We start from the raw sequence: 26,407 nt of genomic DNA, 5'->3' as shown, positions 1-26,407 counted from the left end.
AAAGTGTCAAACACTTTATTAAATTATTTCGTCTTACCGATTTGACCTACTGATTGGCTGCTCGTTGGGCTTGAACCCTTACTGGCTGTGCCGTGTCAGTGAGGCGGCATTATAGAGATCGCCGTCACATTGGCAACCCCTTTTTGCTGTTTTTTTTGATTTTCTATTTGTTCGAACAGAAAAAAGCCAAAAGACGCTAAAAATCGACTTTTTATTTACAATTTTTTAAAGTTATCACTAAAAAGAGATACTTTTTGCCAGTTTGTGTATTCAACTTCTTTTGAGGTATCAGTTTCACCGCCAGTCAATGACATGATGAAACGAATCATCACCTTATCGAAAAAGTGATAACGTGGATAGTAAAGAGCACCAGCGAAAACTCCGATTAGCTTGGGTTGCCATGCTGATTTACTGAGAAAGGTTTTAATATAGACACTTCCTTCTGGAGTATCTTTACCCTGCGCTTCTTTTCTTGCAGTTAAGTTGACACAAAAGAACGCCGCTTTAGCGAGTGCTAATTGCTCGGCATGTTTTTCTATAAATTGATAAAGCTTTTTATTTAAATGTCCGTAGCGAATAGAAGCACCAATTAAGACTCGATCGTAAAGAGCTAAATCAATATCCTCAATTTGATGTAAATCGGCAAGTTCGCAATCAAACTCAGAAAGTTCCTCTTTTATATAGTTAAGAATTTTCTTGGTTTGACCTTCACGGGAAGAATAGAGAAAAAGAGCTTTTTGCACGGGATATCCTTAACTGCGCCAAAACGTAGGGGTAAGCAGTATTAATAGTGTAAAAATTTCTAAGCGACCAAAGAGCATCGAAACAACCAATACCCATTTTGCACTGTCATTAACATCCGCAAAGTGTACGGAGACTTGACCCAATCCAGGCCCTAAGTTATTCAATGTTGCAGCGACGGCAGAAAATGCACTCAGTTCATCCATTCCTGTTGCGATCAATGCCAACATACACGCCACGAAGACCAGTGCGTACGCTGAGAAAAATCCCCAAACCGCGTCAACAACTCGCTGTGAAAGAGCACTTCCGCCCACCTTAATCGTATACACGGCTCTTGGGTGGATAAGGCGTTTCATCTCACGAGCACCTTGTAAGGTAAGCAATAAGATACGGATCACTTTCATGCCACCGCCCGTAGAGCCAGCACACCCACCTATAAATGAAGAAAACAGCAATAATACAGGTAAGAATAACGGCCAATCTGCAAAACCGGTAGTGGTAAAGCCTGCCGTCGTCGAAATGGATACCGTTTGAAATAGCGCCTGATCAAAAGCGTCATAAAAAGAGTCGTAAGAATGGTGTTTGAGTAAAATCGAAAAGCAAACCGCAAACAAAATGACTTGTATAAGAGCGAAAGCTCTAAACTCTGGATCTTTAAGATAATATTTTGGATGAACACCACCTGTCGCAAACGCCGCGTAGTGGAGCGTAAAATTACAGGCCGAAATGAGCAAAAAAATAACCGTAATTAAATTGATTGCATAGCTATCAAAATACCCCATGCTTGCATCATGAGTCGAAAATCCACCAATAGCGATCGTAGAGAAGCTATGGCAAATCGCATCAAATAGGGTCATCCCCGCCGCCCAAAAAGCCGTTGCGCAAGCAATCGTTAAGCTTAAATAGATGTACCAAAGTGCTTTGGCAGTTTCGGCGATTCTTGGAGTAACTTTAGTATCTTTGACCGGGCCCGGGATCTCCGCCCGATATAACTGCATTCCCCCAATTCCCAATACTGGCAAAATGGCCACCGCTAGAACGATGATCCCCATCCCACCAAACCATTGTAAAAACTGCCGATAGAACAAAATCGCTTTAGGTAATTCATCTAACCCAACAATGACGGTTGCTCCGGTGGTGGTTAATGCTGAAAATGATTCAAAAAACGCATCCGTCACCGATACATTAGGGTTATCCGCTAACCAAAATGGTAATGAACCCGCACTACCGATAACCGTCCAAAACAGTACAACGATCAAAAAACCGTCTCTGGCTTTCAATTCATGTCGATAGCGGCGGTTTGGAAACCAAAAAAAACCGCCACACATCAACAATACAAAAAAGGTCGTGACAAAAGGTACACCTGCACCATCGCGGTACAGCAAAGCCACCAGCGCAGGGGCAAGCATAGAGACACTAAATAGCGCGAGCAAAAGCCCGACGATACGAATAATAGATCGAATTTGCATTGCTTTTTCTGAAGCGAAGCTTCTGACTTCCTAATTATTTTTTATGGCGGTCACTACAGCTTTTGCACCGCTTTTATTAATGATAGTTTGAGTAAAGGCATCAAGATGGCGCAATTCTATCTCAACAAGAAATTTAACCTGTTCTTTATAATCGGCTTCGACTTCTAATGCTTCATACTGCGCGATGATGGATTGAGCAATCGGCACAAAACCGTAGTCTAACGTTAGGGATAATTTTGTGGTGATTTTTTTCTCAATAGTTTGAAGCTGCTTGAGTGCTTGTTGTACTCCGCCACCATAAGCTTTAACTAACCCACCAGTGCCAAGACGAATCCCACCATAATAACGAGTGACGACGGCCGTTAACTCCCCGACACTCGATCCGGCTAGCTGCGCCAATATCGGTTTGCCCGCCGTCCCTGATGGCTCACCATCATCACTAAAACCCCACAACATCGAATCTTCCGGTCGTCCGGCAACAAAGCCCCAGCAGTTATGTCTGGCGTCGCTATGTTTTGTCTTTATTTGCGCAACGAAGGCTTTGGCAGCATCTACACTCGGAGTATGGGCCAAATAGGTAATAAAGAGGCTTTTTTTGATTTCCTCTTCAAATTGGGTGGGCAGCGCTGGAATTAAATAAGGTTGTTCGTTCATGTGAAATCATAGATCGAGCGGATGGCAAGAGTGTAACACGTGCACTTAAAAAAGCAGCGCTGATCTCCATTCGCACTCAATGTTAAACAGTTGTTTAAAAAATGTATTGAAATTAAACAATCCTCAGGTCAAACTAAACCGACTGGTCAAACCAGAACCATTAATACAACAAAAACTCTCACACACGATCTTAAGGTTGTATGTCACGGAGATAGACAATGATTTACCAAGCCAACACCCTACAGGTAAAGGAATTACAAGATGGTATTGCGGAGTTGCGTTTCTGCTCCAAGGAGTCAGTGAACAAACTTGACCTTGCCACTCTTGAATCGCTCAACCATGCACTTGATGCCCTAAAAGCCCACCAAGGACTGAAAGGCCTTATTCTTACTTCCGATAAAGAATCTTTTATTGTCGGGGCTGATATCACTGAGTTTTTAGGTCTCTTTGCTAAACCTGCGCAAGAACTCGACCAATGGCTGCAATTTGCCAATAGCATTTTCAACAAACTAGAAGATCTACCCGTTCCGACACTAGCCGCTTTAACAGGGCACGCGCTAGGCGGTGGATGTGAGTGTGTACTCGCTACCGATTTCCGTATTGGTGACGCGACCACCAGCATAGGATTACCGGAAACAAAGCTTGGTATTATGCCGGGGTTCGGTGGCTGTGTGCGTCTGCCTCGTGTAATTGGTGCCGACAATGCTATGGAAGTGATCACTCAAGGCAAAGCATGTCGTGCTGAAGAAGCCCTTAAAATTGGGCTGCTCGATGCGATTGTTGATAGCGACAAACTGCTTGAGTCAGCACTCAAAACCATCACATCGGCCATCAATGAAACCGTTGATTGGAAAATGCGTCGCCAGCAAAAAATGTCCGCGCTGACACTCAGCAAATTAGAAGCCATGATGAGCTTCACCATGGCCAAAGGCTTGGTTGCACAGCATGCCGGACCTCATTATCCAGCGCCAATAACCGCTGTTATTGCAATAGAAGAAGCCGCGCGCTGTAGCCGTGATGAAGCATTGGCCATTGAGCGTAAACACTTCGTTAAGCTCGCTCATTCTGAAGCGGCTAAATCCTTGGTCGGTTTATTCCTCAACGACCAATATATTAAAGCACTGGCAAAAAAAGCGGCTAAATCAGCCAATAAAGAAACCGGACGAGCGGCGGTACTTGGTGCGGGGATCATGGGCGGCGGCATTGCTTATCAATCGGCAGTAAAAGGCGTGCCTGTTTTGATGAAAGATATTGCTCAATCATCCCTTAATTTAGGTATGACCGAGGCATCTAAGTTACTTAACAAGCAGCTAGAGCGCGGAAAAATTGATGGTTTTAAAATGGCCAGTGTGCTGGCATCGATTACGCCTAGCCTGCATTATGCGGGGATTGAGCAAGCGGATGTGATTGTTGAAGCTGTGGTTGAAAACCCGAAAATCAAAGCCGCGGTACTAAGTGAAGTCGAAGCCAATGTTGGTGAGGATGCGGTTATCACCTCGAACACCTCAACCATTCCAATCAACCTACTGGCCAAATCACTCAAACGTCCAGAAAACTTCTGTGGTATGCACTTTTTTAACCCAGTACATCGTATGCCATTGGTGGAAATTATTCGTGGTGAACACACTTCCGATGAAACCATCAATCGAGTTGTCGCTTACGCGGCCAAAATGGGTAAATCCCCCATCGTGGTCAATGACTGCCCTGGGTTCTTCGTAAACCGCGTACTTTTCCCTTACTTTGGTGGCTTTAGTTTATTACTGCGCGATGGCGCTGATTTCACGCAAATCGATAAAGTGATGGAGCGTAAGTTTGGTTGGCCAATGGGCCCAGCTTATCTTCTAGATGTGGTCGGTATTGATACCGCTCACCATGCACAAGCTGTAATGGCACAAGGTTTCCCTGAACGTATGGGTAAACAGGGCCGCGATGCTATTGATGCACTGTTTGACGCCAATAAATATGGCCAGAAAAATGGCAGCGGTTTCTATCAATACACTTTAGATAAGAAAGGAAAACCGAAGAAAACTTTCTCTGAAGAGGTTCTCACTGTTCTTAACGTAGAATGTGGTGATAAACGTACTTTTGATGATCAAACCATCATTGAACGCATGATGATTCCGATGATCAATGAAGTGGCACTCTGTTTAGAAGAGAAGATCATCGCCTCACCCCAAGAAGCGGATATGGCGTTGGTGTACGGCTTGGGGTTCCCTCCTTTTAGAGGCGGCGTATTCCGCTATCTCGATAGTCTTGGCTTACAAAACTACGTTGCAATGGCAAGCCAATACCAAGCATTGGGCGCGATGTATCATGTACCTCAACTGCTGCTTGATATGGCAGAAAAAGGCGAGACCTTCTACGGTGCTCAACAAGCAAGTTCTATCTAAGGAGAGATGTCCAAATGACTTCACATAAGAGAAATGTCGTAATTGTTGATTGCCTACGCACCCCGATGGGTCGTTCAAAAGGTGGGGCATTTCGTCATACTCGTGCGGAAGATTTATCTGCACATCTGATGAAAGGCATTTTAGCCCGCAATCCACAAGTCAACCCAAAAGAGATCGAAGATATCTACTGGGGTTGCGTGCAACAAACCTTAGAACAAGGCTTTAACGTCGCGCGTAATGCGGCACTGTTGGCTGGCTTGCCGATTGAAATTGGTGCCGTCACCGTTAACCGTTTATGTGGTTCATCAATGCAAGCACTGCATGATGCCACCCGCGCCATTATGGTTGGTGATGCTGAAATCTGCCTTGTGGGCGGCGTTGAGCATATGGGACACGTACCGATGAACCATGGCGTTGATTTCCATCCTGGCATGTCAAAAACCGTTGCCAAAGCTGCGGGGATGATGGGGTTAACGGCTGAGATGTTAGGTAAAATGCACGGCATTAGCCGTGAGCAACAAGATGCCTTTGCCGCTCGTTCGCATCAACGCGCTTACGCAGCAACCGTTGAAGGTCGCTTCAAAAATGAAATCCTTCCCACCGAGGCTCATGCTGAAGATGGTACTCTGTTCACGCTGGATTTTGATGAAGTGATCCGCCCGGAAACCACTGTTGAGGGGCTAGCACAGTTACGTCCTGTTTTTGACCCAGCCAATGGTACTGTAACAGCAGGCACCTCATCGGCTCTGTCCGATGGCGCATCGGCAATGTTGATCATGAGCGAAGAGAAAGCCAATGCGCTTGGCTTAAAGATTCGCGCGCGTGTGAAATCAATGGCCGTCGCTGGTTGCGATCCTTCAATTATGGGTTACGGGCCAGTTCCGGCTACTCATAAAGCGCTACAGCGTGCAGGCCTCACCATGCAAGATATGGATGTGATTGAGTTAAACGAAGCGTTTGCAGCTCAATCTCTACCTTGCGCGAAAGATCTCGGTTTGCTCGATGTAGTGGATGAGAAGGTTAACCTAAACGGAGGGGCGATCGCGCTGGGTCATCCTCTCGGGTGTTCTGGCACGCGCATCTCAACCACATTGATTAACTTGATGGAAGCGAAAGACGCCAAATATGGTCTAGCAACGATGTGCATTGGTTTAGGCCAGGGCATTGCGACTATTTTTGAGCGCCCATAACCATTCTGTTTTTCTTCTCACTGAAGAGTCTTTTAAGAGCCAGCACTGCTGGCTCTTCTTATTAGGTTATTTAGCTTGAAGCCAATCACGATAAAGTTGATCGCTACTGCCCAGATAATTTACCATCCACTCGATCAATTTATGATTATCATCTTTGCGCCATACTAAACAGCATTGACTAAGCAGTTTATCAACGGTGAGAACCCGTTCAACCAACCCACCATCAACAATCAAAGGTTGTGCAATGTGTCTTGGCATGTAGCCCACACCGACTTCATTTTTTAAGCATTCAATCGCACTATACCAATTCGGTAAAAGTAAGCGCCGTTGCTGCGGGTAGTGATCCGTATGTCGCTTGGGTAATACACTTGACGTGTCATCCAAACAAATCGCCGGGAACTGACTGACAAAATCTTCGTTTAAATAGAGCTCTTGAGCACAAGGGTGATGAGGAGACATCACAAATGCCCAATCCAACACGCCCATGTCACGCACTTCAAAATCACCACCGACCGGAATCGCAGAGGTTGCACCAATCACAATGTCAGCTCGACCTTGCGCAATAGCTTCCCATGAGCCATTAAATACTTCCATGTTGATTTGCAGCTCAGCAAACTCAAACGTGCGATAAAAATCTTCCACCAGCGGTTTCATTTTGTCGAGTTTGACTACGTTATCAAGCGTCAATTTTAGCGTTTTCTGCCAACCATGCGCCGCGCGTTTAGTTTGTGAACGAATCTCTTCCATCTGCCTAAGCAATTGGCGAGCCTCCACCATAAACAGCTCACCAGCGGGCGTCAGTTCCACCTTTCTAGGTAAACGGCGAAACAGCAGCACATCCAAATCTTGTTCGACTTGGCGAACGCCGTAGCTGATCGCTGACGGCACTTTATGCAAAACTTCCGCAGCGGCGGTAAAACTACCCAACCGTGCGACAGTATCAAGCATTTCTAATGAGGATTTAGAAAACATAAGCCTTCAATTTTTTTGATTAATAACCAACAAATTTAGCGTTTCATTTAATATTAAACGAAAAATAGAATAGATGAGTAGATAAATTAAGGTTGGCATAGATTAATGCTGGGCCAAATATTGATTAATTTTTTTGAATGGTAATAAAAATGAAAGCATCAAAATTACAGTTGCTGTACTTAGCCGCGCTCTCTATGCTTGGCTTCATTGCCACAGACATGTACCTCCCTGCCTTTAAAGCGATGGAAATGGACTTTGCCACAGGGCCAGAGCAAATAGCCTTGTCTCTCACCGTTTTTCTGGTCGGTATGGCATTAGGTCAACTGGTGTGGGGCTTAGCTTCCGATAAATATGGTCACCGTAACACTTTAGCGGCTGGCCTAGTTCTCTTCACGTTGGCATCATTTGGTTTAGCTTTTAGCGAGCAGGTGTGGCAATTATTAGCGTTGCGCTTTGTGCAAGCTTTAGGGGTGTGTGCTCCCGCAGTGATCTGGCAAGCAATGGTAATTCAACGCTACCCAGCTAAAACAAGCCAGCAAATATTCGCCACCATTATGCCTTTGGTCGCGCTTTCACCCGCGCTTGCACCTCAATTAGGCGTCTTACTGGCCGATAACTTTGGTTGGCACAGTATTTTTGTGACATTGACATTGATGGGCGTTGCGCTTGTAGCCTGTACTTTTGCTCAAAAAAATGAACAATCACAACCCAAACAAACCTCAATTAAGCAAGATATCAAAGCTCTGCTCAGCACTAAAACCTACTTGGGTAATGTGATGATGTTTGCTTGCGCTTCTGCGGCCTTCTTTGCTTACTTGACTGGGATGCCAGAGATTATGGCACGCCTTGGTTATGCCGCTAAAGATATCGGTTTGAGTTTTATTCCTCAAACGATCGCTTTCATGGTTGGTGGCTACTTAGGTAAAGTGGGAGTGAATAAATTTGGTGACGAAAAAGTGCTCAAGCAGTTGATTGGCCTCTTCAGCGTTGCCACTTTATTAGTATTCATTGCATCACAGTGGCAACTGACCTCAATTTGGCCAATTTTGGCACCGTTTTGCTTAATAGCAGTTGCCAACGGAGCGCTTTACCCTATCGTGGTGAACCGCGCACTATCGAGTGCTAAACAAAGCCCAGCCACTGCAGCGGGTTTACAAAATAGCTTACAAATCTGCGTTAGTAGTTTAGCCAGCGCATTGGTCGCAACGTTGGCCAGCCAAGCACAAATGGTGACGGGTATTGCAATTATGATTTGTATGGGCGGGCTATGGATTGGTTATATCGTCTCGAACCGCGAACTTTCTCAACACTTCACCGCACCAGATAATGCACGCGTAGTCAGCGATGAAGAGTAAGTCTTTTAATAAGAACTGATACAAAAAGCCGCTCATGATGAGCGGCTTTTTAATCGTTCATTTGTTAGCTACGCTTAACAGGACGCTTCCAACCATTGATTTTGCGCTCTTTCGCGCGAGTGATGACTAACTCACCTTCAGCAACGTTACTGCTTAGCGTAGTGCCAGCACCAATCGTTGCACCATTGGCGATCGTTACAGGAGCAATCAACTGGCTGTCTGAACCGATAAACACATCATCACCAATTGTAGTTTTGAATTTATTGACACCATCGTAATTACAAGTGATAACGCCAGCTCCGACATTAACACGCTGGCCAATTTCGGCATCACCAAGATAAGTTAAGTGATTGGCTTTTGAACCTTCACCCAAACGAGTATTTTTTACTTCTACGAAATTACCCACGTGCGCATCATTACGCAGTTCAGCACCAGGACGTAAACGGGTAAAAGGCCCAACGGTACAGTTTTCTGCAACGGTTGCCCCTTCAATGACACTGTATGGTCGGATCACTGTGTTGTCATCAATTTCGCAATCTTTAAGCACGCAACCCATGCCGATAATTACGTTATCACCCAAAGAGACATTTCCTTCGATGATGACGTTTGCATCAATCTCAACATCCATCCCACACTGTAATTCACCACGCAGATCAAAACGCGTAGGATCACGTAGCATCACACCTTGTTCTAATAGCTTTTTCGCTTGTGTTGCTTGATAAGCACGCTCTAAACGAGCCAGTTGAGCGCGATCATTTACCCCTTCCACTTCAATAGAGCTGGCAGGATGAACAGCCTCAACTGCGCGGCCTTCATTGTGCGCTGCAGCAATAACATCTGTCAGATAATATTCGCCTTGTGCGTTCTCATTACTTAAGCCTGACAACCAGCGCTTGAGATCGCGCCCCGTTGCCACCATCACGCCCGTATTGATCTCTTTAATTAACTTTTGCTCATCGGTGGCATCTTTTTGTTCAACAATCGCCACAACTGGGCCATGCTTACGTACGATACGGCCATAACCGGTTGGGTTATCCAGTACCACAGTCAGCAAGGCTATCCCATCATTAGGCTGTGCATCTAACAAGCTTTCCACGGTTTCTTCCGAGATCAATGGAACATCACCGTACAACACGAGGATCTTCTCATCGTCTTGGAAATGAGGCGAGGCTTGATCAACGGCATGGCCAGTTCCTAGTTGATCCGCTTGCAGCACCCAGTTAACCGACTCTTCGGCAAGCGCTTGCTGCATTTGCTCACCACCATGACCATAAACCAAGTGGATATTTTGGGCACCTAAGCTATTGCACGTATCAATTACGTGTTTCACCATTGGCTTACCCGCCAGTGTGTGCAACACTTTAGGCATATTAGAATACATTCGAGTACCTTTACCTGCTGCGAGGATCACTGCGCTAAATTTCATTGACAACCTATTGACGTTAAAAAAGTTAAGCCGCATTTTAGCGGTAATTAAAGAGATAGTTAATTTAACTAAATAATTTTCTGTTAAAAAATAAGCAAAAAGGCGACCTATCGGTCGCCTTTTTACATCACGTCTTAATTATAAAACACATTAACGACGTTTTTTGGTCAGCTCGATAACTCGTAACTGAGCCATGGCTTTAGCCAGTTCACTGGCCGCTTGTGCGAAGTTCATATCGCCATGCTGATTTGAAATATTCTCTTCAGCTTTGCGTTTGGCTTCTTCTGCCTTAGCTGCGTCTAGTTCTTCACCACGAATTGCCGTATCAGCCAGTACTGTAGCAGTACCCGGTTGCACTTCGACAATACCACCCGAAACATAAATAATTTCTTCGTGGCCGTGTAGCTTAACGATACGCACCATACCAGGCTTAATAGCGGTCAGCAGCGGTGTGTGACCATGGAAAATTCCCAGTTCACCTTCGCTACCGGTCACCTGAAACGTTTCGACTTGGCCAGAGAAGATTTTCTTCTCTGCACTGACGACGTCTAGGTGAAAGGTTATTGCTGCCATATCGCCTCCTAGTTAGCCTTATAGCTTCTTAGCATTCTCAATCGCATCGTCGATAGTACCGCAGTACATAAACGCTTGCTCTGGAATGTCATCGTATTCACCAGATAGAAGACCTTTGAAGCCACGTAGCGTCTCTTTTAGAGGTACGTAAACACCAGGGTCACCTGTAAATACTTCAGCTACGTGATAAGGCTGAGTTAGAAAACGTTCAATCTTACGTGCACGTGATACAACTTGCTTATCCGATTCAGACAACTCGTCCATACCCAAGATCGCAATGATGTCTTTCAGCTCTTTGTAGCGCTGAAGCGTCTGCTGAACACCACGAGCGATGTCGTAGTGCTCTTGACCTACGACGAGTGGGTCTAGCTGACGAGACGTTGAATCGAGTGGGTCGATCGCTGGGTATAGGCCCATTGCTGCGATGTTACGGTTAAGTACAACCGTTGCATCCAAGTGCGCGAACGTTGTGGCTGGAGACGGGTCCGTCAAGTCATCTGCTGGTACATATACCGCCTGTACAGACGTGATAGAACCTTGCTTAGTTGACGTAATACGCTCCTGAAGCACACCCATTTCTTCTGCAAGAGTAGGTTGGTAACCTACCGCTGAAGGCATACGACCTAGCAGTGCTGATACTTCCGTACCGGCAAGCGTGTAACGGTAGATGTTATCGATGAACAGAAGTACGTCACGACCTTCGTCACGGAAACGTTCTGCCATTGTCAAACCCGTCAGTGCAACACGTAGACGGTTGCCTGGTGGCTCGTTCATCTGTCCGTAAACCATCGCTACTTTTGATTTTTCAGGCTCTTCGATGTTTACAACACCGGCTTCCTGCATCTCATAGTAGAAATCGTTACCTTCACGAGTACGTTCACCAACACCCGCAAATACTGAAAGACCTGAGTGTTGCAGTGCGATGTTGTTGATAAGTTCCATCATGTTAACGGTCTTACCTACACCTGCACCACCAAATAGACCGATTTTACCACCCTTAGAGAATGGACAAACCAAATCGATTACTTTTACACCGGTTTCAAGAAGAGCAGTTTCGTTTGATTGCTCTTCATAGCTTGGAGCTGGACGGTGGATAGAGTAAAGCTCTTCCGCACCGATTTCACCACGCTCATCAATCGCATCACCAAGCACGTTCATGATACGACCTAAAGTCTTAATACCTACTGGTACTGAAATTGGAGCGCCAGTATTTTCAACTACCAAACCACGACGTAAACCATCAGAGCTACCCATTACGATTGCGCGAATCACGCCACCGCCAAGCTGCTGTTGAACTTCAAGAACGAGACGTTCTTTTGAATCCACAACATTCAGAGCATCGTAAACACTTGGTACTTCGCCCTGTGGGAACTCTACGTCGACTACCGCACCGATGATCTGTACGATCTTACCTGTAGCCATCGTTAATCCTCTAAACTGTTTGTTTTACCTAAGCTTAAACCGCTGCTGCACCAGAAACGATTTCCGATAGTTCTTGTGTAATCGCCGCCTGACGGGCTTTGTTATACACAAGCTGTAAATCATCAATCAAGTTGCTTGCGTTATCGGTAGCTGCTTTCATCGCAATCATTCGAGCAGCTTGCTCACAAGCAAGATTCTCAACCACACCCTGATAAACCTGAGACTCTACATAACGCAGCAATAGTGCATCGAGTAGAGGCTTTGGTTCAGGCTCATAGATGTAATCCCAAGAATGTTCGCGTTTCATCTCTTCGCTATTCGATCTAGGCAAAGGTAGTAATTGATCGATCGTTGGTTCTTGAACCATAGTATTCACAAATTTGTTGAACACTACGTATAGGCGATCCAACTCACCTGCATCATATTTCTTCAGCATAACACCAACGGAACCGATCAAATCTTCCAAGGTTGGGCTATCGCCCAAACCAGAGACTTGAGCAGCGACTTTAGCGCCACTGTTTCTAAAGAAAGCCGTTGCCTTTGAGCCCACAATTGCCAGCTCAACCTCAGCACCTTTCTCCGACCAATCTTTCATGTCATGTAGAGCTTTTTTGAACAAGTTCACGTTCAAACCACCACACAAACCACGGTCTGTTGAAATAATGATGTAACCAACACGTTTGGCTTCGCGCTCTTCTAGATAAGGATGACGATATTCTAGATTTGCACTCGCCACATGACCGATCACTTTACGCATTGTTTCAGCGTATGGACGAGAAGCTTCCATGCCGTCTTGCGAACGACGCATTTTTGAAGCTGCTACCATTTCCATCGCTTTCGTAATTTTCTGCGTGCTTTTAACACTACCGATTTTATTACGTATCTCTTTTGCGCCGGCCATCGTTTTACTCTCTTTTAAGGTAATCCGTTATTGGTCAGTGGTGACCCTAGGGTCACCCACCAATTACCAGGTCTGGGTTGCCTTGAAATCGTCAACCAGTTTCTTGAACTGAGCTTCGATTTCATCGTTATAAGCACCCGATTTGTCGATATCTTTTACAAGATCAACATATTGACCACGAGCATACGACAGTAGAGCAGATTCAAAATCAGCCAGTTTATTCAACGCAACATCATTTAAATAACCACGCTCTGCCGCAAAGATAACCAACGCTTGGTCAAACACAGACATCGGAGCATATTGTTTCTGCTTCATCAGCTCTGTTACTTTCTGACCATGGTTTAGCTGTCTCTTCGTCGCTTCATCAAGATCTGACGAGAACTGAGCAAATGCAGCAAGTTCACGGTACTGTGCAAGCGCGGTACGGATACCACCTGACAGTTTCTTGATGATTTTCGTCTGAGCGGCACCACCTACACGAGATACTGAAATACCAGGGTCAACGGCTGGGCGAACACCCGCGTTGAATAGCTCAGTTTGTAGGAAGATCTGACCATCGGTAATCGAGATTACGTTAGTCGGTACGAATGCTGAAACGTCACCCGCTTGTGTTTCAATGATAGGTAGAGCGGTTAAAGAACCGGTTTTACCTTTCACTTCACCCTTAGTGAAACGTTCTACATACTCTTCGCTAACACGAGCAGCACGCTCAAGTAGACGAGAGTGGAGATAGAAAACGTCACCTGGGAATGCTTCACGGCCTGGTGGGCGTTTGAGTAGTAGTGAGATCTGACGGTAAGCAACCGCTTGTTTAGATAAGTCATCATAAACAATCAGTGCATCTTCACCGCGATCGCGGAAGTATTCACCCATTGCACAACCTGCATATGGCGCAAGGTATTGCAATGCCGCGGATTCAGAAGCCGATGCAACAACCACAACTGTGTTTGCAAGCGCGCCGTGCTCTTCTAATTTGCGTACTACGTTAGCGATAGTTGAGGCTTTTTGGCCAATCGCAACATAGATAGAGTAAATACCTGAATCTTTTTGGTTAATAATTGCGTCGATCGCCATTGCTGTTTTACCAGTTTGACGGTCACCGATGATAAGTTCACGTTGGCCACGACCGATTGGGATCATCGAGTCAACTGACTTATAGCCGGTTTGTACTGGTTGATCGACTGATTTACGGTCGATTACACCAGGTGCAATCATTTCAACAGGTGAAGACAATTTCGCTTCGATAGGACCTTTACCATCGATAGGCTGACCGAGTGTATTCACTACGCGACCTAACAATTCAGGACCAACTGGCACTTCAAGAATACGACCAGAACCTGTTACTTTCATGCCTTCCTTAAGGTCAGCATATGGGCCCATGACAACCGCACCAACCGAGTCACGCTCAAGGTTAAGTGCAAGTGCATAACGGCCACTCGGTAATTCAATCATTTCACCTTGCATCACGTCCGCTAGGCCGTGAATGCGAATGATACCATCGCTTACCGATACGATAGTACCTTCATTGCGAGCTTCACTAACAACGTCGAAAGATTCGATACGTTGTTTAATTAGATCGCTAATTTCCGTGGAATTAAGTTGCATGCTCCAATCCCCATCAAGACTGTAATGCATCGCTCAGGCGGTTTAAACGACCGCGGGCTGAGTTATCGATGACAAGGTCTCCGGCTCGAATTATAACCCCACCAAGTAGGGTCTCATCTATACTGCAATTCAGCTGAACTTTGCGTTCAAGACGCTGCTCAAGTTTGGTGCTGATATTGACAAGCTGTTCATCAGAAAGCTCAGTTGCTGAAATCACTTCAACATCCATCTGCTTCTCATGCTCTTGTTTCAGAGCAAAGAACTGTTCACTAACATCAGGAAGAGCCTTTAATCGGCCATTCTCAGCCATCACCTTTAACAGGTTCTGGCCATAAACATCAAACTGTTCGCCACAAATTGCGATGAAAATTTCCGCTAATTTCTCAGCCGAAACAGAGCCCGTTAGTAGCTCTTTCATTTGCTCGTTCTTTGCGACCTCGGCAGCAAAAGCTAACATCTGACCCCATTGGTCAAGTTGCTTTTTCTCTACCGCAAAATCGAATGCTGCTTTAGCATAGGGGCGTGCAATTGTAGTCAAATCAGACATAAAGCGCCCCCATCCTTAAAGTCTTGCAGTAATGTTGTCGAGAATATCTTTGTGCGCATCTTTATCGATAGAACGCTCAAGGATTTTCTCAGCACCAGCTACAGCCAGAGTTGCAACTTGTTTACGCAGCTCATCGCGGGCACGGTTACGTTCAGATTCAAGTTCAGCTTCCGCTTGAGCAAGGATTTTCTGGCGTTCTGCCTGAGCTTCCTCACGTGCTTCGTCTAAAATTTGAGCTTTACGTTTATTTGCCTGTTCGATGACCTCAGTTGCAGTGCGCTTCGCTTCTTTCATTTGTTCAGAAGCGTTGGCTTGTGCTAGATCCAAGTTTTTAGCAGCGCGCTCAGCGGCTGAAAGACCGTCAGCAATTTTCTTCTGACGCTCTTCGATCGCATTCATGATTGGCGGCCATACATATTTCATGCAGAACCACACAAACAGTGCAAACGCGATTGCTTGACCTAGCAGAGTTGCGTTCATATTCACAACAGCTACCCCTCTATTTGTTCACCAACGAAAAGTATTAATCAACGACAAATCATCAATTTGTGTGATCGGTTGATTAACCTAGTTGACCAACAAATGGGTTCGCGAAAGTGAATAGAAGCGCAATTACGATACCGATCATAGGAACCGCATCAAGTAGACCCGCGATGATAAACATCTTAACTTGTAGCATAGGAGCCATTTCTGGTTGACGAGCAGCACCTTCAAGGAATTTACCGCCTAGAAGTGCGAAACCAATCGCTGTACCAAGAGAAGCAAGACCGACGATAATACCTACGGCGATTGCAGAAAAGCTCAGTAAAGTTTCCATTACTATCTCCAATTTATAGTTGTTGGCTTATGTGCCCAAATAAAAAGCTTTAAAAAATTAATGATCACTATCTTCGTGTGCCATTGATAGATAAACAATAGTCAGCATCATGAACACGAAAGATTGAATCAGAATTACCAGAATATGGAAAATCGCCCACGGTAGTGAACCCATCCATTGTAGCCACCATGGTAGCATCGCTGCGATAAGAATAAATACCACCTCACCTGCGAACATGTTACCGAATAGACGCATACCGAGTGAGAGAGGTTTCGCAAGTAACGATACCACTTCAATAAGTAGGTTAAACGGAATCATGGTCCAGTGATTGAATGGATGTAGAGCTAATTCTTTCGCAAAACCACCTAGGCCTTTCACTTTGATGCTGTAGTAAATCATCAGAGCAAATACGCCTAGAGCCATAGCCATGGTGATATTCACATCAGCTGACGGAACCACTTTTAGATAAGGGATACCAAGCCAATGTTGTGCTGGATACGGTAAGAAATCGATGGGCACTAAGTCCATGATGTTCATTAACAATACCCAACAAAAGATAGTCAGTGCCAGCGGTGCTATAAGTGGATTGCGTCCATGAAAGGTGTCTTTGACGTTTTGATCGACAAATTCTACCAATATTTCAACAAAACACTGCAGCTTACCGGGTACACCCGCTGTTGCTTTCTTTGCTACAGAGCGAAATATCCATAGGAATATTAAGCCAGTAAACAAGGAAAAAAACAGGCTATCGATATGTACGTTCCAGAAACTCGTCTCACTAATTGACAGCCCCAAATCGTAATGCTCAGAAATCTTCGCAAGAGAGAGGTTCGTCAAGTGGTGTTCAATGTATCCGGACGATGTTAGCGCTTCACCTGGCGCAGCCATAACTCATCCTATTTTTTGTTGTTAATGAATAGCACTGGCGCACAGATATTAATACCTAGAGCCAGCAAATAGGTTAGTTTGAGGGGAACGAGTTCCACCTGCATATACATGTAGGCAACACAGAACAGTGCAACTGTGATGAGGATCTTGAGTACTTCGCCAGTGTAGAAAGAGGCCGCAACTTGCTTCGCAGCACGAGCTCCACTAAACATAAAAGCACACAGCGCAAAAACCGCATTGGCAATGACAAAGATGCCACCCCCAATCAGCGCAGAAAAGCCCCATTCAGCATTTACAGCTACCGCCATCCCTGCCGCCACAAAAATAACCGCGCCAGACTGGATCATTAACAATCGCTTAGCAAGCTCTCGTCCTGGTCTAGCCAACGCAGCTACCATGTATTCGTACCTCTAGTAATATCCTCAGCTCATCTACAACATAGGGCTGGGAAATTGGCGAAAATTATACGGTGAGTCGAACTGATTGCAATTGAAAGACAGCAAAAAGTTACAATTTTGTTTACAAACCGACAACTTTCAAATAAAAAAACGTTTTTTGCATAATTGACTTAAATCAATTATCTCATTTAGCTTTCTAGCTTGGCAATTAGTTGCTCTAATTTGTGAGGCTCATCAAGACTAATCGTCATTTTGGCTTTGCCACCTTTTGAACGAATGATCGACACTTTAGCCCCTAACATTTCACTCAATCTTTGTGACATTTGTTGTGCATCTAAGTCTTCCGATGCCGATCCGTCCTCAGAAGGCTGTGTTAGACACTTTTTCACTAATTGCTCAGTTTGTCTCACGGTCAGCTGTTTTGCGGCCACACGTTGTGCAATTTCAATTTGTTGATCGCCTTCGAGCATCAATAATGCTCGTGCATGGCCCATTTCAAGCTGCTTGGTTTCCACTAAACGCTTCACGCCATCCGCCAATTGATTTAAGCGTAATAAGTTACTCACGGTAGTGCGTGATTTACCAATCACATCAGCCACCTGTTGGTGAGTGAGCTTAAATTCGTCTTGCAACCGCTCTAAAGCTTGTGCTTCTTCAATCGCATTCAAATCTTCGCGTTGAATATTTTCTATCAGTGCCATCGCAATCGCAGCGCGATCTTGCACATTTTTTATCAAACAGGGCACTTGCTTTAAACCTGCTTGTTTTGCAGCGCGCCAACGGCGTTCACCTGCAATAATTTCATAGCCGCCAAGCTCTAAACGTCTTACCACGATCGGCTGGATAATACCTTGCGATTGGATAGACGCAGATAGCTCTTCCAACGCTTCTGCCGACATATCTTTACGTGGTTGATACATGCCAGGTTTCAAATTTGATACCGCGATATCCATTAATTCGCCATCAGAAGAGAGTGCTTGGCTATGTGAGGCGGCTTGCTCCTTTTCACGAGCAAGAGAACTGGTTGCGAGCAATGCATCCAATCCTTTTCCTAAACCACGTTTAGTCATGTAGACGAATTCCTTTAGTTGAGATTATGCGGGTATTTCTTCTCGACGAAGCATTTCGCCAGCTAAGGCGAGATACGCTTTTGCCCCAGCTGAATACTTGTCGTAGTACATTGCTGGCTTGCCATAACTTGGCGCTTCAGCAAGACGGACATTACGAGGAATAACGGTGCGATAGACTTTGTTTCCAAAGTGCTTTTTCAGTTGATCGGATACTTCATTGGCTAGGCGATTACGCGGATCGTACATCGTTCGAAGTAACCCTTCGATTTTCAGGTTTTCGTTGACTACCGCGGCTAACTTGCTGATGGTATCCATTAACGCCGTTAAACCTTCTAATGCAAAATACTCACATTGCATTGGCACTAACACAGAATCCGCTGCGGCCATGGCGTTGATTGTAAGAAGATTTAAAGAAGGAGGACAATCAATAAAGATGAAATCATAGTTATCACGAACTGGCGCGAGGGCATTTTTCAAACGCACTTCGCGAGCAAAGACTTCCATTAATTTGATTTCAGCGGCTGTCACGTCTCCGTTTGCCGCAATCAAATCGTAGTGTCCCGTTGTTTTGCGACACACGACTTCATCAAAAGGGGTGTCTTCGACCAACAATTCGTACGCGGTTGCATCTACTTGATACTTATCAACACCACTGGCCATCGTTGCATTGCCTTGTGGGTCGAGATCGATCACTAAAACTTTACGCTTAGTCGCCGCCATAGAGGCCGCTAAGTTAATGCACGTTGTTGTTTTTCCTACGCCACCTTTCTGATTGGCGATTGCTACGATTTTGCCCACGGTATGCCTCGCTGTTATCCCTTGCGAGATAAGATTACAAGATGACGGTCACCTTCCAACTCAGGAACTTTCAAAGCTTTGACATCAGTCACAGAACACCACTCAGGTAGTGTGGCTATTTCCTCATCTGGCCGTTGTCCTTTCAGAGCTAAAAATCGGCCCGATGTTTCTTTTGGTAAATGGTGACACCATTCCACCATATCGAGCATTGAAGCAAACGCACGGCTCAGTACGCCATCAAATTTTACTTCAGGCTGAAACTCTTCGACTCGACTTTGAATCGTGGTCACATTTTTAATACCAAGCTCATGCAGAACTTGTTTAATAAAACGAATGCGTTTACCTAAACTATCGAGTAAGTAAAAGGTTTTATCAGGATTCATGATAGCGAGAGGTATACCAGGTAAACCAGGCCCAGTACCAACGTCGATAAAACGCTCACCCTGTAAGTGAGGACTTACCACTATACTATCTAAAATATGTTTCACCAACATATCCATAGGATCGCGCACTGAGGTGAGATTGTAGGCTTTGTTCCATTTATTCAGCAGTTCCACGTAACCGACTAATTGGCTACGTTGCTGCTCATTGACCTCGAGATCGGTTTGACCAATTAAATCATCGAGACGCGTTCTTAACTCGCTCATGCGGCGTCTTCCCCTTTCTTCAGTACACCTTGCTTTTTCAAATAAACCAATAAGATAGAAATAGCAGCTGGTGTAATACCGGAAATACGAGAGGCAATACCAACCGTTTCAGGCTTGGCATTGTTAAGCTTAAGGATCACTTCGTTGGACAAGCCTTTGACCTGTTTATAGTCAAGATCCAGCGGCAATTTAGTGTGCTCATGGCGCAATGATTTGTCGATCTCATCTTGCTGACGCTGAATATAACCATCGTATTTGATTTGAATTTCAACTTGCTCAGCCGCTTCACTATCGTTCAATGCTGGTGCAAATGACTCAAGCGACGTGAGCTGTTGATAGGTGATTTCTGGTCGACGTAGTAGATCTTCACCACTCGCTTCACGAGACATGGGTGTTTTGAGCAACGCATTCAGTGCATCAACACCAACGGAGTTCGGGTTCATCCACGTTTGTTTCAAACGTTGACGTTCGATTTCCATGTTTTCCATTTTTTGATTAAAACGCGCCCAGCGCGCATCATCGACTAAACCTAACTCTCTGGCTTTTTCGGTTAAACGCAAATCGGCGTTATCTTCGCGTAGCAGTAAGCGATATTCAGCGCGAGAGGTAAACATGCGATAAGGTTCTTTGGTACCCATAGTGGAAAGATCATCGATCAACACGCCCATGTAAGCTTGATCACGGCGTGGACTCCAGCCTTCTTTTTCTTGGCTAAATAAGCTTGCATTCAAACCAGCCATTAACCCTTGCGCTGCCGCTTCTTCGTATCCGGTGGTACCGTTGATTTGGCCAGCAAAGAACAAACCACTGATGAATTTGGTTTCATAGGTTTGTTTTAAATCTTGTGGATTGAAAAAATCGTACTCGATGGCGTAACCCGGACGAACAATATGTGCGTTTTCAAACCCTTTCATTGATCGAACGATCTGCACTTGTACATCAAACGGTAAGCTGGTGGAAATGCCGTTAGGGTAGAGTTCTGTCGTGGTCAAACCTTCAGGCTCGATAAAAATTTGATGGCTATTTTTGTCGGCAAAACGCATGACTTTGTCTTCGATCGATGGGCAGTAGCGTGGGCCGATACCTTCGATGACACCTGCGTACATCGGACTACGATCAAGATTGGCACGGATCACATCATGCGTTTTATCATTGGTATGCGTGATGTAGCATGGTATTTGACGTGGATGCTGTTCACGTTGTCCCATGAAGGAAAAAACAGGCGTTGGGTTATCACCGTGTTGTGTTTCTAACACTGAGAAGTCAACGCTACGGGCATCGATCCTTGGTGGCGTACCCGTTTTTAAACGATCGACTCGAAACGGCAGTTCACGTAAACGTTGCGCTAATGCGATCGATGGAGGATCTCCTGCGCGGCCTCCTGAGAAGTTTTCAAGACCAATGTGGATCTTTCCACCAAGGAAGGTGCCTACCGTCAATACCACCGCTTTGGCGTGGAATTTGAGGCCCATTTGAGTCACAACGCCCATTACACGATCATTTTCAACGATAAGATCATCGACCGCTTGTTGGAACAAAGTTAAGTTTGGCGTGTTTTCAAGCACATCACGCACATACGATTTGTAAAGCGCACGATCTGCTTGGGCTCGAGTCGCTCGAACCGCTGGCCCTTTTGAGGCATTGAGTGTTCTAAATTGAATACCTGCATGATCAATCGCTTGTGCCATTAGACCGCCCATGGCATCGACTTCTTTAACCAGATGTCCTTTACCAATTCCGCCGATCGCAGGATTGCACGACATCTGTCCTAGAGTCTCAATGTTATGGGTAAGCAATAGCGTACTTTGACCAGTACGAGCTGCAGCGAGAGCGGCTTCCGTTCCAGCATGGCCACCACCGACCACAATGACGTCAAATTTTTCGTGATAAAGCATGAACCGACCTCAGGTATTCAATGAAGCATGGACTGACAAAAGAGGCGTATTCTACCTGCTTTCCACTGGCTAGAAAATCGCTTTTCTGCTTTTTTAATCTGAGCTTGGTAAGTTAATAATATATAAGATCTATATAGAGATCTTTTATTAGATCTATTATTAGGATCGAGCATATCTGTGGATAACCGATAAATGATCAACAAGATCATGGTTTTTAAGAGGATCACAAGCTGTGATCCTGACATGATCTAATCGTGTATTAGCTGGGATCAAAAAGGCTAGTTATGCACAGGGTCGTGAAATGCATAAGTTATTAATTGGATAACTATAGGTTAATCACCGAATAACAGCATAGTTATACACATTAAAATATTTAAAATGGACTTAACTTTTCTATGGCGAGTATTGAGACAGTTATACACAGAGCTTAAGGGTACAAAAAAAGCGGCTCACAGGCCGCTTGGTGACTTTATGCCATTCGCTAGAATTGTTCGATGTGCTGTTTGAGCCATACTTCAGCGGCATCTTCAGGAACGGAATATTCTAATATATCTATGGTGAAACAGTCGCTAATTGGCGTTGCACCTATATCCTCAAGCAGTTGATATGCATGCTTACCTGCTGCGCAAAACGTGTCATAGCTTGAATCGCCAAGTGCTACCACGGCATATTTTAACTCGCTCGTATTCGGTGGTATTGATTGCAAAGAAGCGATAAAAGGTTGGATATTGTCTGGGTAGTCACCCGCTCCATGCGTGGAGGTGACAATGAGCCAAGTCCCTTGTGAGGGTATATCACTTAAGTTGGGTTGGTTGTGGATAGTCGTAGTATAACCTTGCTCTTGCAGTAGATCGTTGAGATGATCGGCGACATATTCAGCGCCTCCTAAGGTGCTGCCAGTGATGATATGGATCATGAGATATTCCTATAATTAAGAGTGATCAAGCTTCTCACTGCGATCATTTGCCGATACAGAACGACGAAAAGATGCGCCCTAACAAGTCATCGGAGCTAAATTCGCCCGTTATCTCGTTTAGATGTTGCTGCGATAAACGCAGTTCTTCCGCTAAGATTTCACCAGCCATGTAGCCTTCGAGCTGCTGCTGACCAATCATGAGGTGCTGTGCGGCGCGCTCTAGCGCGTCCAAATGGCGTCGTCTGGCCATAAAGCCGCCTTCATTGCCCCCAGCAAAGCCCATGCACTCTTTGAGATGAGTACGCAGAGCATCAACTCCCTCTCCAGTTTTTGCCGACAGGCGGATTAAGGTTGGAGAATTAACATGACAGATACCGAGTGATTCTTTGGTTTGATCGACTTTGTTGCGGATCACCGTCATGCCGATGTTTTCAGGCAATCGATCGACAAAATCTGGCCAGATTTCTTTCGGATCGGTGGCATCGGTGGTGGTGCCGTCAACCATAAAGAGCACACGATCTGCTTTTGCTATTTCATCCCAAGCACGCTCAATGCCTATTCTTTCGACTTCGTCATTGGCATCACGTAAGCCAGCGGTATCGATGATATGCAGTGGCATGCCATCGATGTGGATGTGCTCTCGCAGCACGTCACGTGTGGTTCCTGCTATGTCTGTAACGATGGCTGAATCTTTGCCTGAAAGCGCATTCAATAGACTCGATTTGCCCGCGTTAGGACGCCCTGCTATCACCACTTTCATCCCTTCGCGTAAAATGGCCCCTTGATTGGCCTCTTTGCGCACGGCGTCTAAGTTGTCGATGATATTTTGCAGATCTGCGGCAACTTTACCATCGGCAAGAAAATCGATCTCCTCTTCAGGAAAATCAATCGCTGCTTCAACGTAAATTCGCAGGTGGATTAGGGAATCGACCAAGGTGTGAATGCGTTTGGAAAATTGACCTTGCAATGAATGCAGGGCTGATTTGGCCGCTTCTTCAGAGCTGGCATCAATCAAATCGGCAATCGCTTCCGCTTGGGTTAAATCCATTTTGTCGTTTAAAAACGCACGCTCAGAAAATTCACCCGGGCGCGCTGCGCGCAAGCCACTGATAGCCAAAATGCGTTTGATCAGCATATCCATGACGACCGGACCGCCGTGTCCTTGTAGTTCGAGCACATCTTCGCCGGTAAAGGAGTGAGGGTTAGGAAAATAGATCGCGATGCCTTGGTCAAGTTCGGTGCCATCTTGATGCTTAAAAGGCAAGTATTCCGCATAACGAGGTTTTAGCGTTTTCCCGGTTACTTCAAGCGCTACTTGAGCGGCTTTCGGGCCTGAGACGCGAATAATCCCCACGCCACCTCGGCCTGGAGCGGTTGCTTGAGCAACAATGGTGTCTGTAGACATAAGGGTACCTAACATAGGGGTGTATGAGCGCAATTGTAATCAGCCAAAAACAAAAAGGCGACCAAAAGGTCGCCTTTGTTTCACTTGTCAGTGTGACTTCTTGCTGAAGTGGCTACTTAGAGTGTAAGCCTTTTTTCTCCAGCGCTTTGTAAATCAAGGTTTGCTGGATCAAGGTAACGATGTTCGATACCAACCAGTAAATCACTAAACCTGATGGGAAGAACAAGAAGAAGAATGTAAACATAACCGGCATAAAGGTCATGATCTTCTGTTGCATCGGGTCAGTGACTGTCGTCGGGCTCATTTTCTGGATCATAAACATACTCACACCCATCAGCAGTGGCAAGATGTAGTATGGGTCTTGTGCTGAAAGGTCATGAATCCAACCAAAGAAAGGTGAATGACGCAGTTCAACCGATTCCATTAATGACCAGTAAAGCGCAATGAAGATAGGCATTTGCAGGAAGATAGGTAAACAACCACCGAGTGGGTTTACTTTCTCTTTCTTATACAGCTCCATCATTTCTTGGCTCATGCGTTGGCGGTCATCACCGATGCGCTCACGCATTGCTTGCAGCTTCGGTTGCAGCATGCGCATTTTTGCCATAGAGGTGTATTGTGCTTTGGTCAGTGGGTACATAGCACCACGAACAATGAAGGTTAAGCAGATGATTGCTACACCCCAGTTGCTAACGAAGCTTTGAATGAATGAAAGCAACATGTGTAGTGGTTTTGCAATAAACCATAACCAGCCGTAGTCGACAACTAGATCAAGATTTGGCGCAACAGCAGCCATCTCATCTTGCAGTTTTGGACCGACCCAAAGTGTGGCTAAGAATGTCGCTTTTTCACCGTTGGCGATGGTTTTATTTGGCATGCGAACACCAATATCACCTAAGTTGCCAATCACGCGAGTGTATAAGTTTGACCCTGCTGCATCACGTGGGATCCACGCGCTGGCAAAGTAGTGTTGGATCATCGCCGCCCAACCTTCACCGTTAACTAAAGGCAGTGACAAGTTACGATCTTGCATATCATCGAAACTGTATTTCTTATAACGTGTATCTTGTGTTGAGTAAGCACCGCCACGGTAAGTTGGCATAGCCAAGCTGCCACCAGCGTCCAATAAATTTTGGCGTAGGTGTGCATACATACCCAGTGTCGCGTTATTACCAGATTGGTTGACTACATCAAATTCAACATCCAAGGCGTAGCTGCCACGTTTAAGGATGAAGGTTTTGGTATATTCAAGGCCATTGGCTTGATAAGTCATGGGAATGCGCAGTTCGTCTTGACCATCCGCTAGAGCAAAGGTGTCGGCGCTAACAGTATAGTTTGGACGATTGTTGCTGCTTAAATCGATCCCTTGCGGTCCCACTAAACCACTTTGCGCGATAAACTGGTGACCAGGAATGTCTTTAAGTAGCACAAATGGGTCTTCTGAATTGAGTTCAGCATCGTACTTATTCAGCTCGGCCTTCACTACATCACCACCTACCGTGTCAATTGACAGAGTCAGTACATCAGTCTTGACGGTGATGGTTTTTGCAGACGCATTGGTTACTGCTGGTGCTGGGTCTAACTCATCAGCCATAGATGGTGCAGTTAAAGTGCTGCTATTTTGTGCCTGCTCAACCGCTTGAGGTGCTGGGTTCTTTGCTACTTGCCATTGCTGGAAAAGTAAAAAAGAAACGAGTGCCAAGGCGATTAACAGGATATTACGTTGAGAATCCATCGTTAATTATCTCTGTCTTGTTTTTGGACTGGTGGCGGAACGGGGTCAAAACCCCCTTCGTTCAAAGGGTGGCATTTTAATAGACGTTTGCCTGATAACCAACACCCTTTTACAAAACCGTGAGCTTTCAACGCTTCTATCGCATAGTTTGAACAGGTTGGAGTAAAACGACAGCGTGGTCCAAGCAGAGGACTGATGATTCCTTGGTAAAGACGGACTAATCCGATTGCTAACCACGCGAAGGGCGAGACAGGCGATGCCATAATTTTTCAAATAGTTTGAACATTTCTTCATTGCTTAAATCTTGCGCGCTCTTTTTCGCAATCACAACAAAATCTTTGTTAGGAAGTTGATGCTGTTTATTACGGAAGCTTTCGCGAGCGAGGCGTTTGAAGCGATTACGGCCAACAGCAGTTTTGATCTGTTTTTTGGGGACGGCCAACCCTAACCTTGGGTGGGTAAGAGCGTTTTCGCGAGCAATGATAGTGAAATGGGGGGAGCCTGCGCTGTGCGCTTGCTGGAAGACTTTTTTATAATGTTCGGGAGTTAACAAACGTAACTCCCGATTGAACGCGTACGTATTCAAAATAATC

At 45.4% G+C, this 26,407-nt stretch carries 26 protein-coding genes; 3 read left to right on the top strand and 23 right to left on the bottom strand.

Translation table 11 applies throughout. From position 1 onward, the window contains the following. Nucleotides 1-215: 215 nt before the first annotated feature. The 3 genes from hemG to NB504_RS01030 are packed head-to-tail and all read right to left on the bottom strand — an operon-like array spanning nucleotide 216 to nucleotide 2,864. Nucleotides 216-743, bottom strand: coding sequence for a menaquinone-dependent protoporphyrinogen IX dehydrogenase (hemG, locus tag NB504_RS01040; RefSeq protein WP_013855605.1), 528 nt, complete (start codon nucleotides 741-743; stop codon nucleotides 216-218). 9 nt (nucleotides 744-752) lie between these two features. Then, on the bottom strand, nucleotides 753-2,210 hold the full coding sequence (locus NB504_RS01035) for a TrkH family potassium uptake protein (protein WP_013855604.1): 1,458 nt from the start codon (nucleotides 2,208-2,210) through the stop codon (nucleotides 753-755). Nucleotides 2,211-2,240: 30 nt separating this feature from the next. Next, the gene (locus NB504_RS01030) at nucleotides 2,241-2,864 is read right to left on the bottom strand and encodes a YigZ family protein (RefSeq protein WP_013855603.1); all 624 of its coding nucleotides are present in this window, start codon (nucleotides 2,862-2,864) and stop codon (nucleotides 2,241-2,243) included. 218 nt (nucleotides 2,865-3,082) lie between these two features. Here NB504_RS01030 and fadB point away from each other — a divergent pair, with 218 nt between their 5' ends. Further along, nucleotides 3,083-5,254, top strand: a complete 2,172-nt coding sequence (gene fadB / locus NB504_RS01025) for a fatty acid oxidation complex subunit alpha FadB (RefSeq protein ID WP_094124312.1) — start codon at nucleotides 3,083-3,085, stop codon at nucleotides 5,252-5,254. Between the two features lie 14 nt (nucleotides 5,255-5,268). Further along, on the top strand, nucleotides 5,269-6,444 hold the full coding sequence (fadA, locus tag NB504_RS01020; protein ID WP_017046375.1) for an acetyl-CoA C-acyltransferase FadA: 1,176 nt from the start codon (nucleotides 5,269-5,271) through the stop codon (nucleotides 6,442-6,444). A 66-nt stretch (nucleotides 6,445-6,510) separates the two neighbouring features. On the opposite strand, the gene punR is transcribed toward fadA, so the two are convergent. Further along, nucleotides 6,511-7,416, bottom strand: coding sequence for a DNA-binding transcriptional activator PunR (gene punR, locus NB504_RS01015; RefSeq protein WP_258428091.1), 906 nt, complete (start codon nucleotides 7,414-7,416; stop codon nucleotides 6,511-6,513). Nucleotides 7,417-7,565: 149 nt separating this feature from the next. On the opposite strand from punR, the gene punC reads away from it, so the two are divergent. Beyond that, nucleotides 7,566-8,771, top strand: a complete 1,206-nt coding sequence (gene punC, locus NB504_RS01010) for a purine nucleoside transporter PunC (RefSeq protein WP_026027660.1) — start codon at nucleotides 7,566-7,568, stop codon at nucleotides 8,769-8,771. A gap of 64 nt (nucleotides 8,772-8,835) precedes the next feature. On the opposite strand, the gene glmU is transcribed toward punC, so the two are convergent. The 19 genes from glmU to rnpA all read right to left on the bottom strand — a co-directional run bounded on the left by glmU (nucleotide 8,836) and on the right by rnpA (nucleotide 26,400). Then, nucleotides 8,836-10,197 (bottom strand): bifunctional UDP-N-acetylglucosamine diphosphorylase/glucosamine-1-phosphate N-acetyltransferase GlmU, encoded by a 1,362-nt coding sequence (glmU, locus tag NB504_RS01005; protein ID WP_258428090.1) that lies wholly within the window; start codon nucleotides 10,195-10,197, stop codon nucleotides 8,836-8,838. 150 nt (nucleotides 10,198-10,347) lie between these two features. Continuing rightward, nucleotides 10,348-10,770, bottom strand: a complete 423-nt coding sequence (locus NB504_RS01000) for a F0F1 ATP synthase subunit epsilon (protein WP_013855597.1) — start codon at nucleotides 10,768-10,770, stop codon at nucleotides 10,348-10,350. An 18-nt stretch (nucleotides 10,771-10,788) separates the two neighbouring features. Beyond that, nucleotides 10,789-12,192, bottom strand: a complete 1,404-nt coding sequence (gene atpD / locus NB504_RS00995) for a F0F1 ATP synthase subunit beta (RefSeq protein WP_010319968.1) — start codon at nucleotides 12,190-12,192, stop codon at nucleotides 10,789-10,791. 34 nt (nucleotides 12,193-12,226) lie between these two features. After that, entirely contained in the window at nucleotides 12,227-13,093 is an 867-nt protein-coding gene (gene atpG / locus NB504_RS00990) for a F0F1 ATP synthase subunit gamma (RefSeq protein WP_013855594.1), read from the bottom strand. Nucleotides 13,094-13,156: 63 nt separating this feature from the next. Next, nucleotides 13,157-14,698: a F0F1 ATP synthase subunit alpha gene (gene atpA, locus NB504_RS00985; protein ID WP_026027662.1), complete on the bottom strand. Its 1,542-nt coding sequence runs from the start codon at nucleotides 14,696-14,698 to the stop codon at nucleotides 13,157-13,159. A gap of 13 nt (nucleotides 14,699-14,711) precedes the next feature. Continuing rightward, on the bottom strand, nucleotides 14,712-15,245 hold the full coding sequence (atpH, locus tag NB504_RS00980; protein WP_013855592.1) for a F0F1 ATP synthase subunit delta: 534 nt from the start codon (nucleotides 15,243-15,245) through the stop codon (nucleotides 14,712-14,714). A 15-nt stretch (nucleotides 15,246-15,260) separates the two neighbouring features. After that, on the bottom strand, nucleotides 15,261-15,731 hold the full coding sequence (gene atpF, locus NB504_RS00975) for a F0F1 ATP synthase subunit B (RefSeq protein ID WP_013855591.1): 471 nt from the start codon (nucleotides 15,729-15,731) through the stop codon (nucleotides 15,261-15,263). 76 nt (nucleotides 15,732-15,807) lie between these two features. Continuing rightward, entirely contained in the window at nucleotides 15,808-16,062 is a 255-nt protein-coding gene (gene atpE / locus NB504_RS00970) for a F0F1 ATP synthase subunit C (RefSeq protein ID WP_002540812.1), read from the bottom strand. Between the two features lie 57 nt (nucleotides 16,063-16,119). Further along, nucleotides 16,120-16,950 carry a F0F1 ATP synthase subunit A gene (gene atpB / locus NB504_RS00965; RefSeq protein ID WP_013855589.1) on the bottom strand — a complete coding sequence of 277 codons (831 nt, stop codon included), beginning with the start codon at nucleotides 16,948-16,950 and terminating at the stop codon, nucleotides 16,120-16,122. An 8-nt stretch (nucleotides 16,951-16,958) separates the two neighbouring features. Continuing rightward, nucleotides 16,959-17,348 carry a F0F1 ATP synthase subunit I gene (locus tag NB504_RS00960; RefSeq protein WP_013855588.1) on the bottom strand — a complete coding sequence of 130 codons (390 nt, stop codon included), beginning with the start codon at nucleotides 17,346-17,348 and terminating at the stop codon, nucleotides 16,959-16,961. Nucleotides 17,349-17,536: 188 nt separating this feature from the next. Beyond that, complete coding sequence (locus NB504_RS00955) at nucleotides 17,537-18,418, bottom strand: ParB/RepB/Spo0J family partition protein (protein WP_017044113.1); 882 nt, start codon at nucleotides 18,416-18,418, stop codon at nucleotides 17,537-17,539. A 24-nt stretch (nucleotides 18,419-18,442) separates the two neighbouring features. Further along, nucleotides 18,443-19,216: a ParA family protein gene (locus NB504_RS00950; protein ID WP_013855586.1), complete on the bottom strand. Its 774-nt coding sequence runs from the start codon at nucleotides 19,214-19,216 to the stop codon at nucleotides 18,443-18,445. Nucleotides 19,217-19,230: 14 nt separating this feature from the next. Continuing rightward, nucleotides 19,231-19,863, bottom strand: a complete 633-nt coding sequence (gene rsmG, locus NB504_RS00945) for a 16S rRNA (guanine(527)-N(7))-methyltransferase RsmG (RefSeq protein ID WP_010319958.1) — start codon at nucleotides 19,861-19,863, stop codon at nucleotides 19,231-19,233. Further along, nucleotides 19,860-21,758 carry a tRNA uridine-5-carboxymethylaminomethyl(34) synthesis enzyme MnmG gene (gene mnmG / locus NB504_RS00940; protein WP_010319957.1) on the bottom strand — a complete coding sequence of 633 codons (1,899 nt, stop codon included), beginning with the start codon at nucleotides 21,756-21,758 and terminating at the stop codon, nucleotides 19,860-19,862. The genes rsmG and mnmG overlap by 4 nt, the downstream gene beginning before the upstream one ends. 481 nt (nucleotides 21,759-22,239) lie before the next feature. Continuing rightward, on the bottom strand, nucleotides 22,240-22,674 hold the full coding sequence (gene mioC, locus NB504_RS00935; protein WP_258428088.1) for an FMN-binding protein MioC: 435 nt from the start codon (nucleotides 22,672-22,674) through the stop codon (nucleotides 22,240-22,242). 43 nt (nucleotides 22,675-22,717) lie between these two features. Next, on the bottom strand, nucleotides 22,718-24,079 hold the full coding sequence (mnmE, locus tag NB504_RS00930; protein WP_029189865.1) for a tRNA uridine-5-carboxymethylaminomethyl(34) synthesis GTPase MnmE: 1,362 nt from the start codon (nucleotides 24,077-24,079) through the stop codon (nucleotides 22,718-22,720). A gap of 112 nt (nucleotides 24,080-24,191) precedes the next feature. Then, the gene (gene yidC, locus NB504_RS00925) at nucleotides 24,192-25,814 is read right to left on the bottom strand and encodes a membrane protein insertase YidC (RefSeq protein ID WP_017046370.1); all 1,623 of its coding nucleotides are present in this window, start codon (nucleotides 25,812-25,814) and stop codon (nucleotides 24,192-24,194) included. Between the two features lie 2 nt (nucleotides 25,815-25,816). Next, nucleotides 25,817-26,077, bottom strand: coding sequence for a membrane protein insertion efficiency factor YidD (gene yidD, locus NB504_RS00920; RefSeq protein ID WP_017047818.1), 261 nt, complete (start codon nucleotides 26,075-26,077; stop codon nucleotides 25,817-25,819). Further along, nucleotides 26,044-26,400 carry a ribonuclease P protein component gene (rnpA, locus tag NB504_RS00915; protein ID WP_026027667.1) on the bottom strand — a complete coding sequence of 119 codons (357 nt, stop codon included), beginning with the start codon at nucleotides 26,398-26,400 and terminating at the stop codon, nucleotides 26,044-26,046. The genes yidD and rnpA overlap by 34 nt, the downstream gene beginning before the upstream one ends. Nucleotides 26,401-26,407: the final 7 nt, after the last annotated feature.

Source organism: Vibrio sp. RM-69-4 (assembly GCF_024743775.1).
Lineage (GTDB): Bacteria > Pseudomonadota > Gammaproteobacteria > Enterobacterales > Vibrionaceae > Vibrio > Vibrio anguillarum.
Note: the sequence above shows the minus strand (reverse complement) of the source record. Positions and strands in the feature narration are given on the sequence as shown.

Bases quoted from the DNA above. Each gene is read 5' to 3' on its own strand.
- NB504_RS01035 (WP_013855604.1), bottom strand. From the start codon at position 2,210: ATGCAAATTCGATCTATTATTCGTATCGTCGGGCTTTTGCTCGCGCTA.
- NB504_RS01030 (WP_013855603.1), bottom strand. From the start codon at position 2,864: ATGAACGAACAACCTTATTTAATTCCAGCGCTGCCCACCCAATTTGAA.
- fadB (WP_094124312.1), top strand. From the start codon at position 3,083: ATGATTTACCAAGCCAACACCCTACAGGTAAAGGAATTACAAGATGGT.
- fadA (WP_017046375.1), top strand. From the start codon at position 5,269: ATGACTTCACATAAGAGAAATGTCGTAATTGTTGATTGCCTACGCACC.
- punR (WP_258428091.1), bottom strand. From the start codon at position 7,416: ATGTTTTCTAAATCCTCATTAGAAATGCTTGATACTGTCGCACGGTTG.
- punC (WP_026027660.1), top strand. From the start codon at position 7,566: ATGAAAGCATCAAAATTACAGTTGCTGTACTTAGCCGCGCTCTCTATG.
- glmU (WP_258428090.1), bottom strand. From the start codon at position 10,197: ATGAAATTTAGCGCAGTGATCCTCGCAGCAGGTAAAGGTACTCGAATG.
- NB504_RS01000 (WP_013855597.1), bottom strand. From the start codon at position 10,770: ATGGCAGCAATAACCTTTCACCTAGACGTCGTCAGTGCAGAGAAGAAA.
- atpD (WP_010319968.1), bottom strand. From the start codon at position 12,192: ATGGCTACAGGTAAGATCGTACAGATCATCGGTGCGGTAGTCGACGTA.
- atpG (WP_013855594.1), bottom strand. From the start codon at position 13,093: ATGGCCGGCGCAAAAGAGATACGTAATAAAATCGGTAGTGTTAAAAGC.
- atpA (WP_026027662.1), bottom strand. From the start codon at position 14,698: ATGCAACTTAATTCCACGGAAATTAGCGATCTAATTAAACAACGTATC.
- atpH (WP_013855592.1), bottom strand. From the start codon at position 15,245: ATGTCTGATTTGACTACAATTGCACGCCCCTATGCTAAAGCAGCATTC.
- atpE (WP_002540812.1), bottom strand. From the start codon at position 16,062: ATGGAAACTTTACTGAGCTTTTCTGCAATCGCCGTAGGTATTATCGTC.
- atpB (WP_013855589.1), bottom strand. From the start codon at position 16,950: ATGGCTGCGCCAGGTGAAGCGCTAACATCGTCCGGATACATTGAACAC.
- NB504_RS00960 (WP_013855588.1), bottom strand. From the start codon at position 17,348: ATGGTAGCTGCGTTGGCTAGACCAGGACGAGAGCTTGCTAAGCGATTG.
- NB504_RS00955 (WP_017044113.1), bottom strand. From the start codon at position 18,418: ATGACTAAACGTGGTTTAGGAAAAGGATTGGATGCATTGCTCGCAACC.
- rsmG (WP_010319958.1), bottom strand. From the start codon at position 19,863: ATGAGCGAGTTAAGAACGCGTCTCGATGATTTAATTGGTCAAACCGAT.
- mnmG (WP_010319957.1), bottom strand. From the start codon at position 21,758: ATGCTTTATCACGAAAAATTTGACGTCATTGTGGTCGGTGGTGGCCAT.
- mioC (WP_258428088.1), bottom strand. From the start codon at position 22,674: ATGATCCATATCATCACTGGCAGCACCTTAGGAGGCGCTGAATATGTC.
- mnmE (WP_029189865.1), bottom strand. From the start codon at position 24,079: ATGTCTACAGACACCATTGTTGCTCAAGCAACCGCTCCAGGCCGAGGT.
- yidC (WP_017046370.1), bottom strand. From the start codon at position 25,814: ATGGATTCTCAACGTAATATCCTGTTAATCGCCTTGGCACTCGTTTCT.
- yidD (WP_017047818.1), bottom strand. From the start codon at position 26,077: ATGGCATCGCCTGTCTCGCCCTTCGCGTGGTTAGCAATCGGATTAGTC.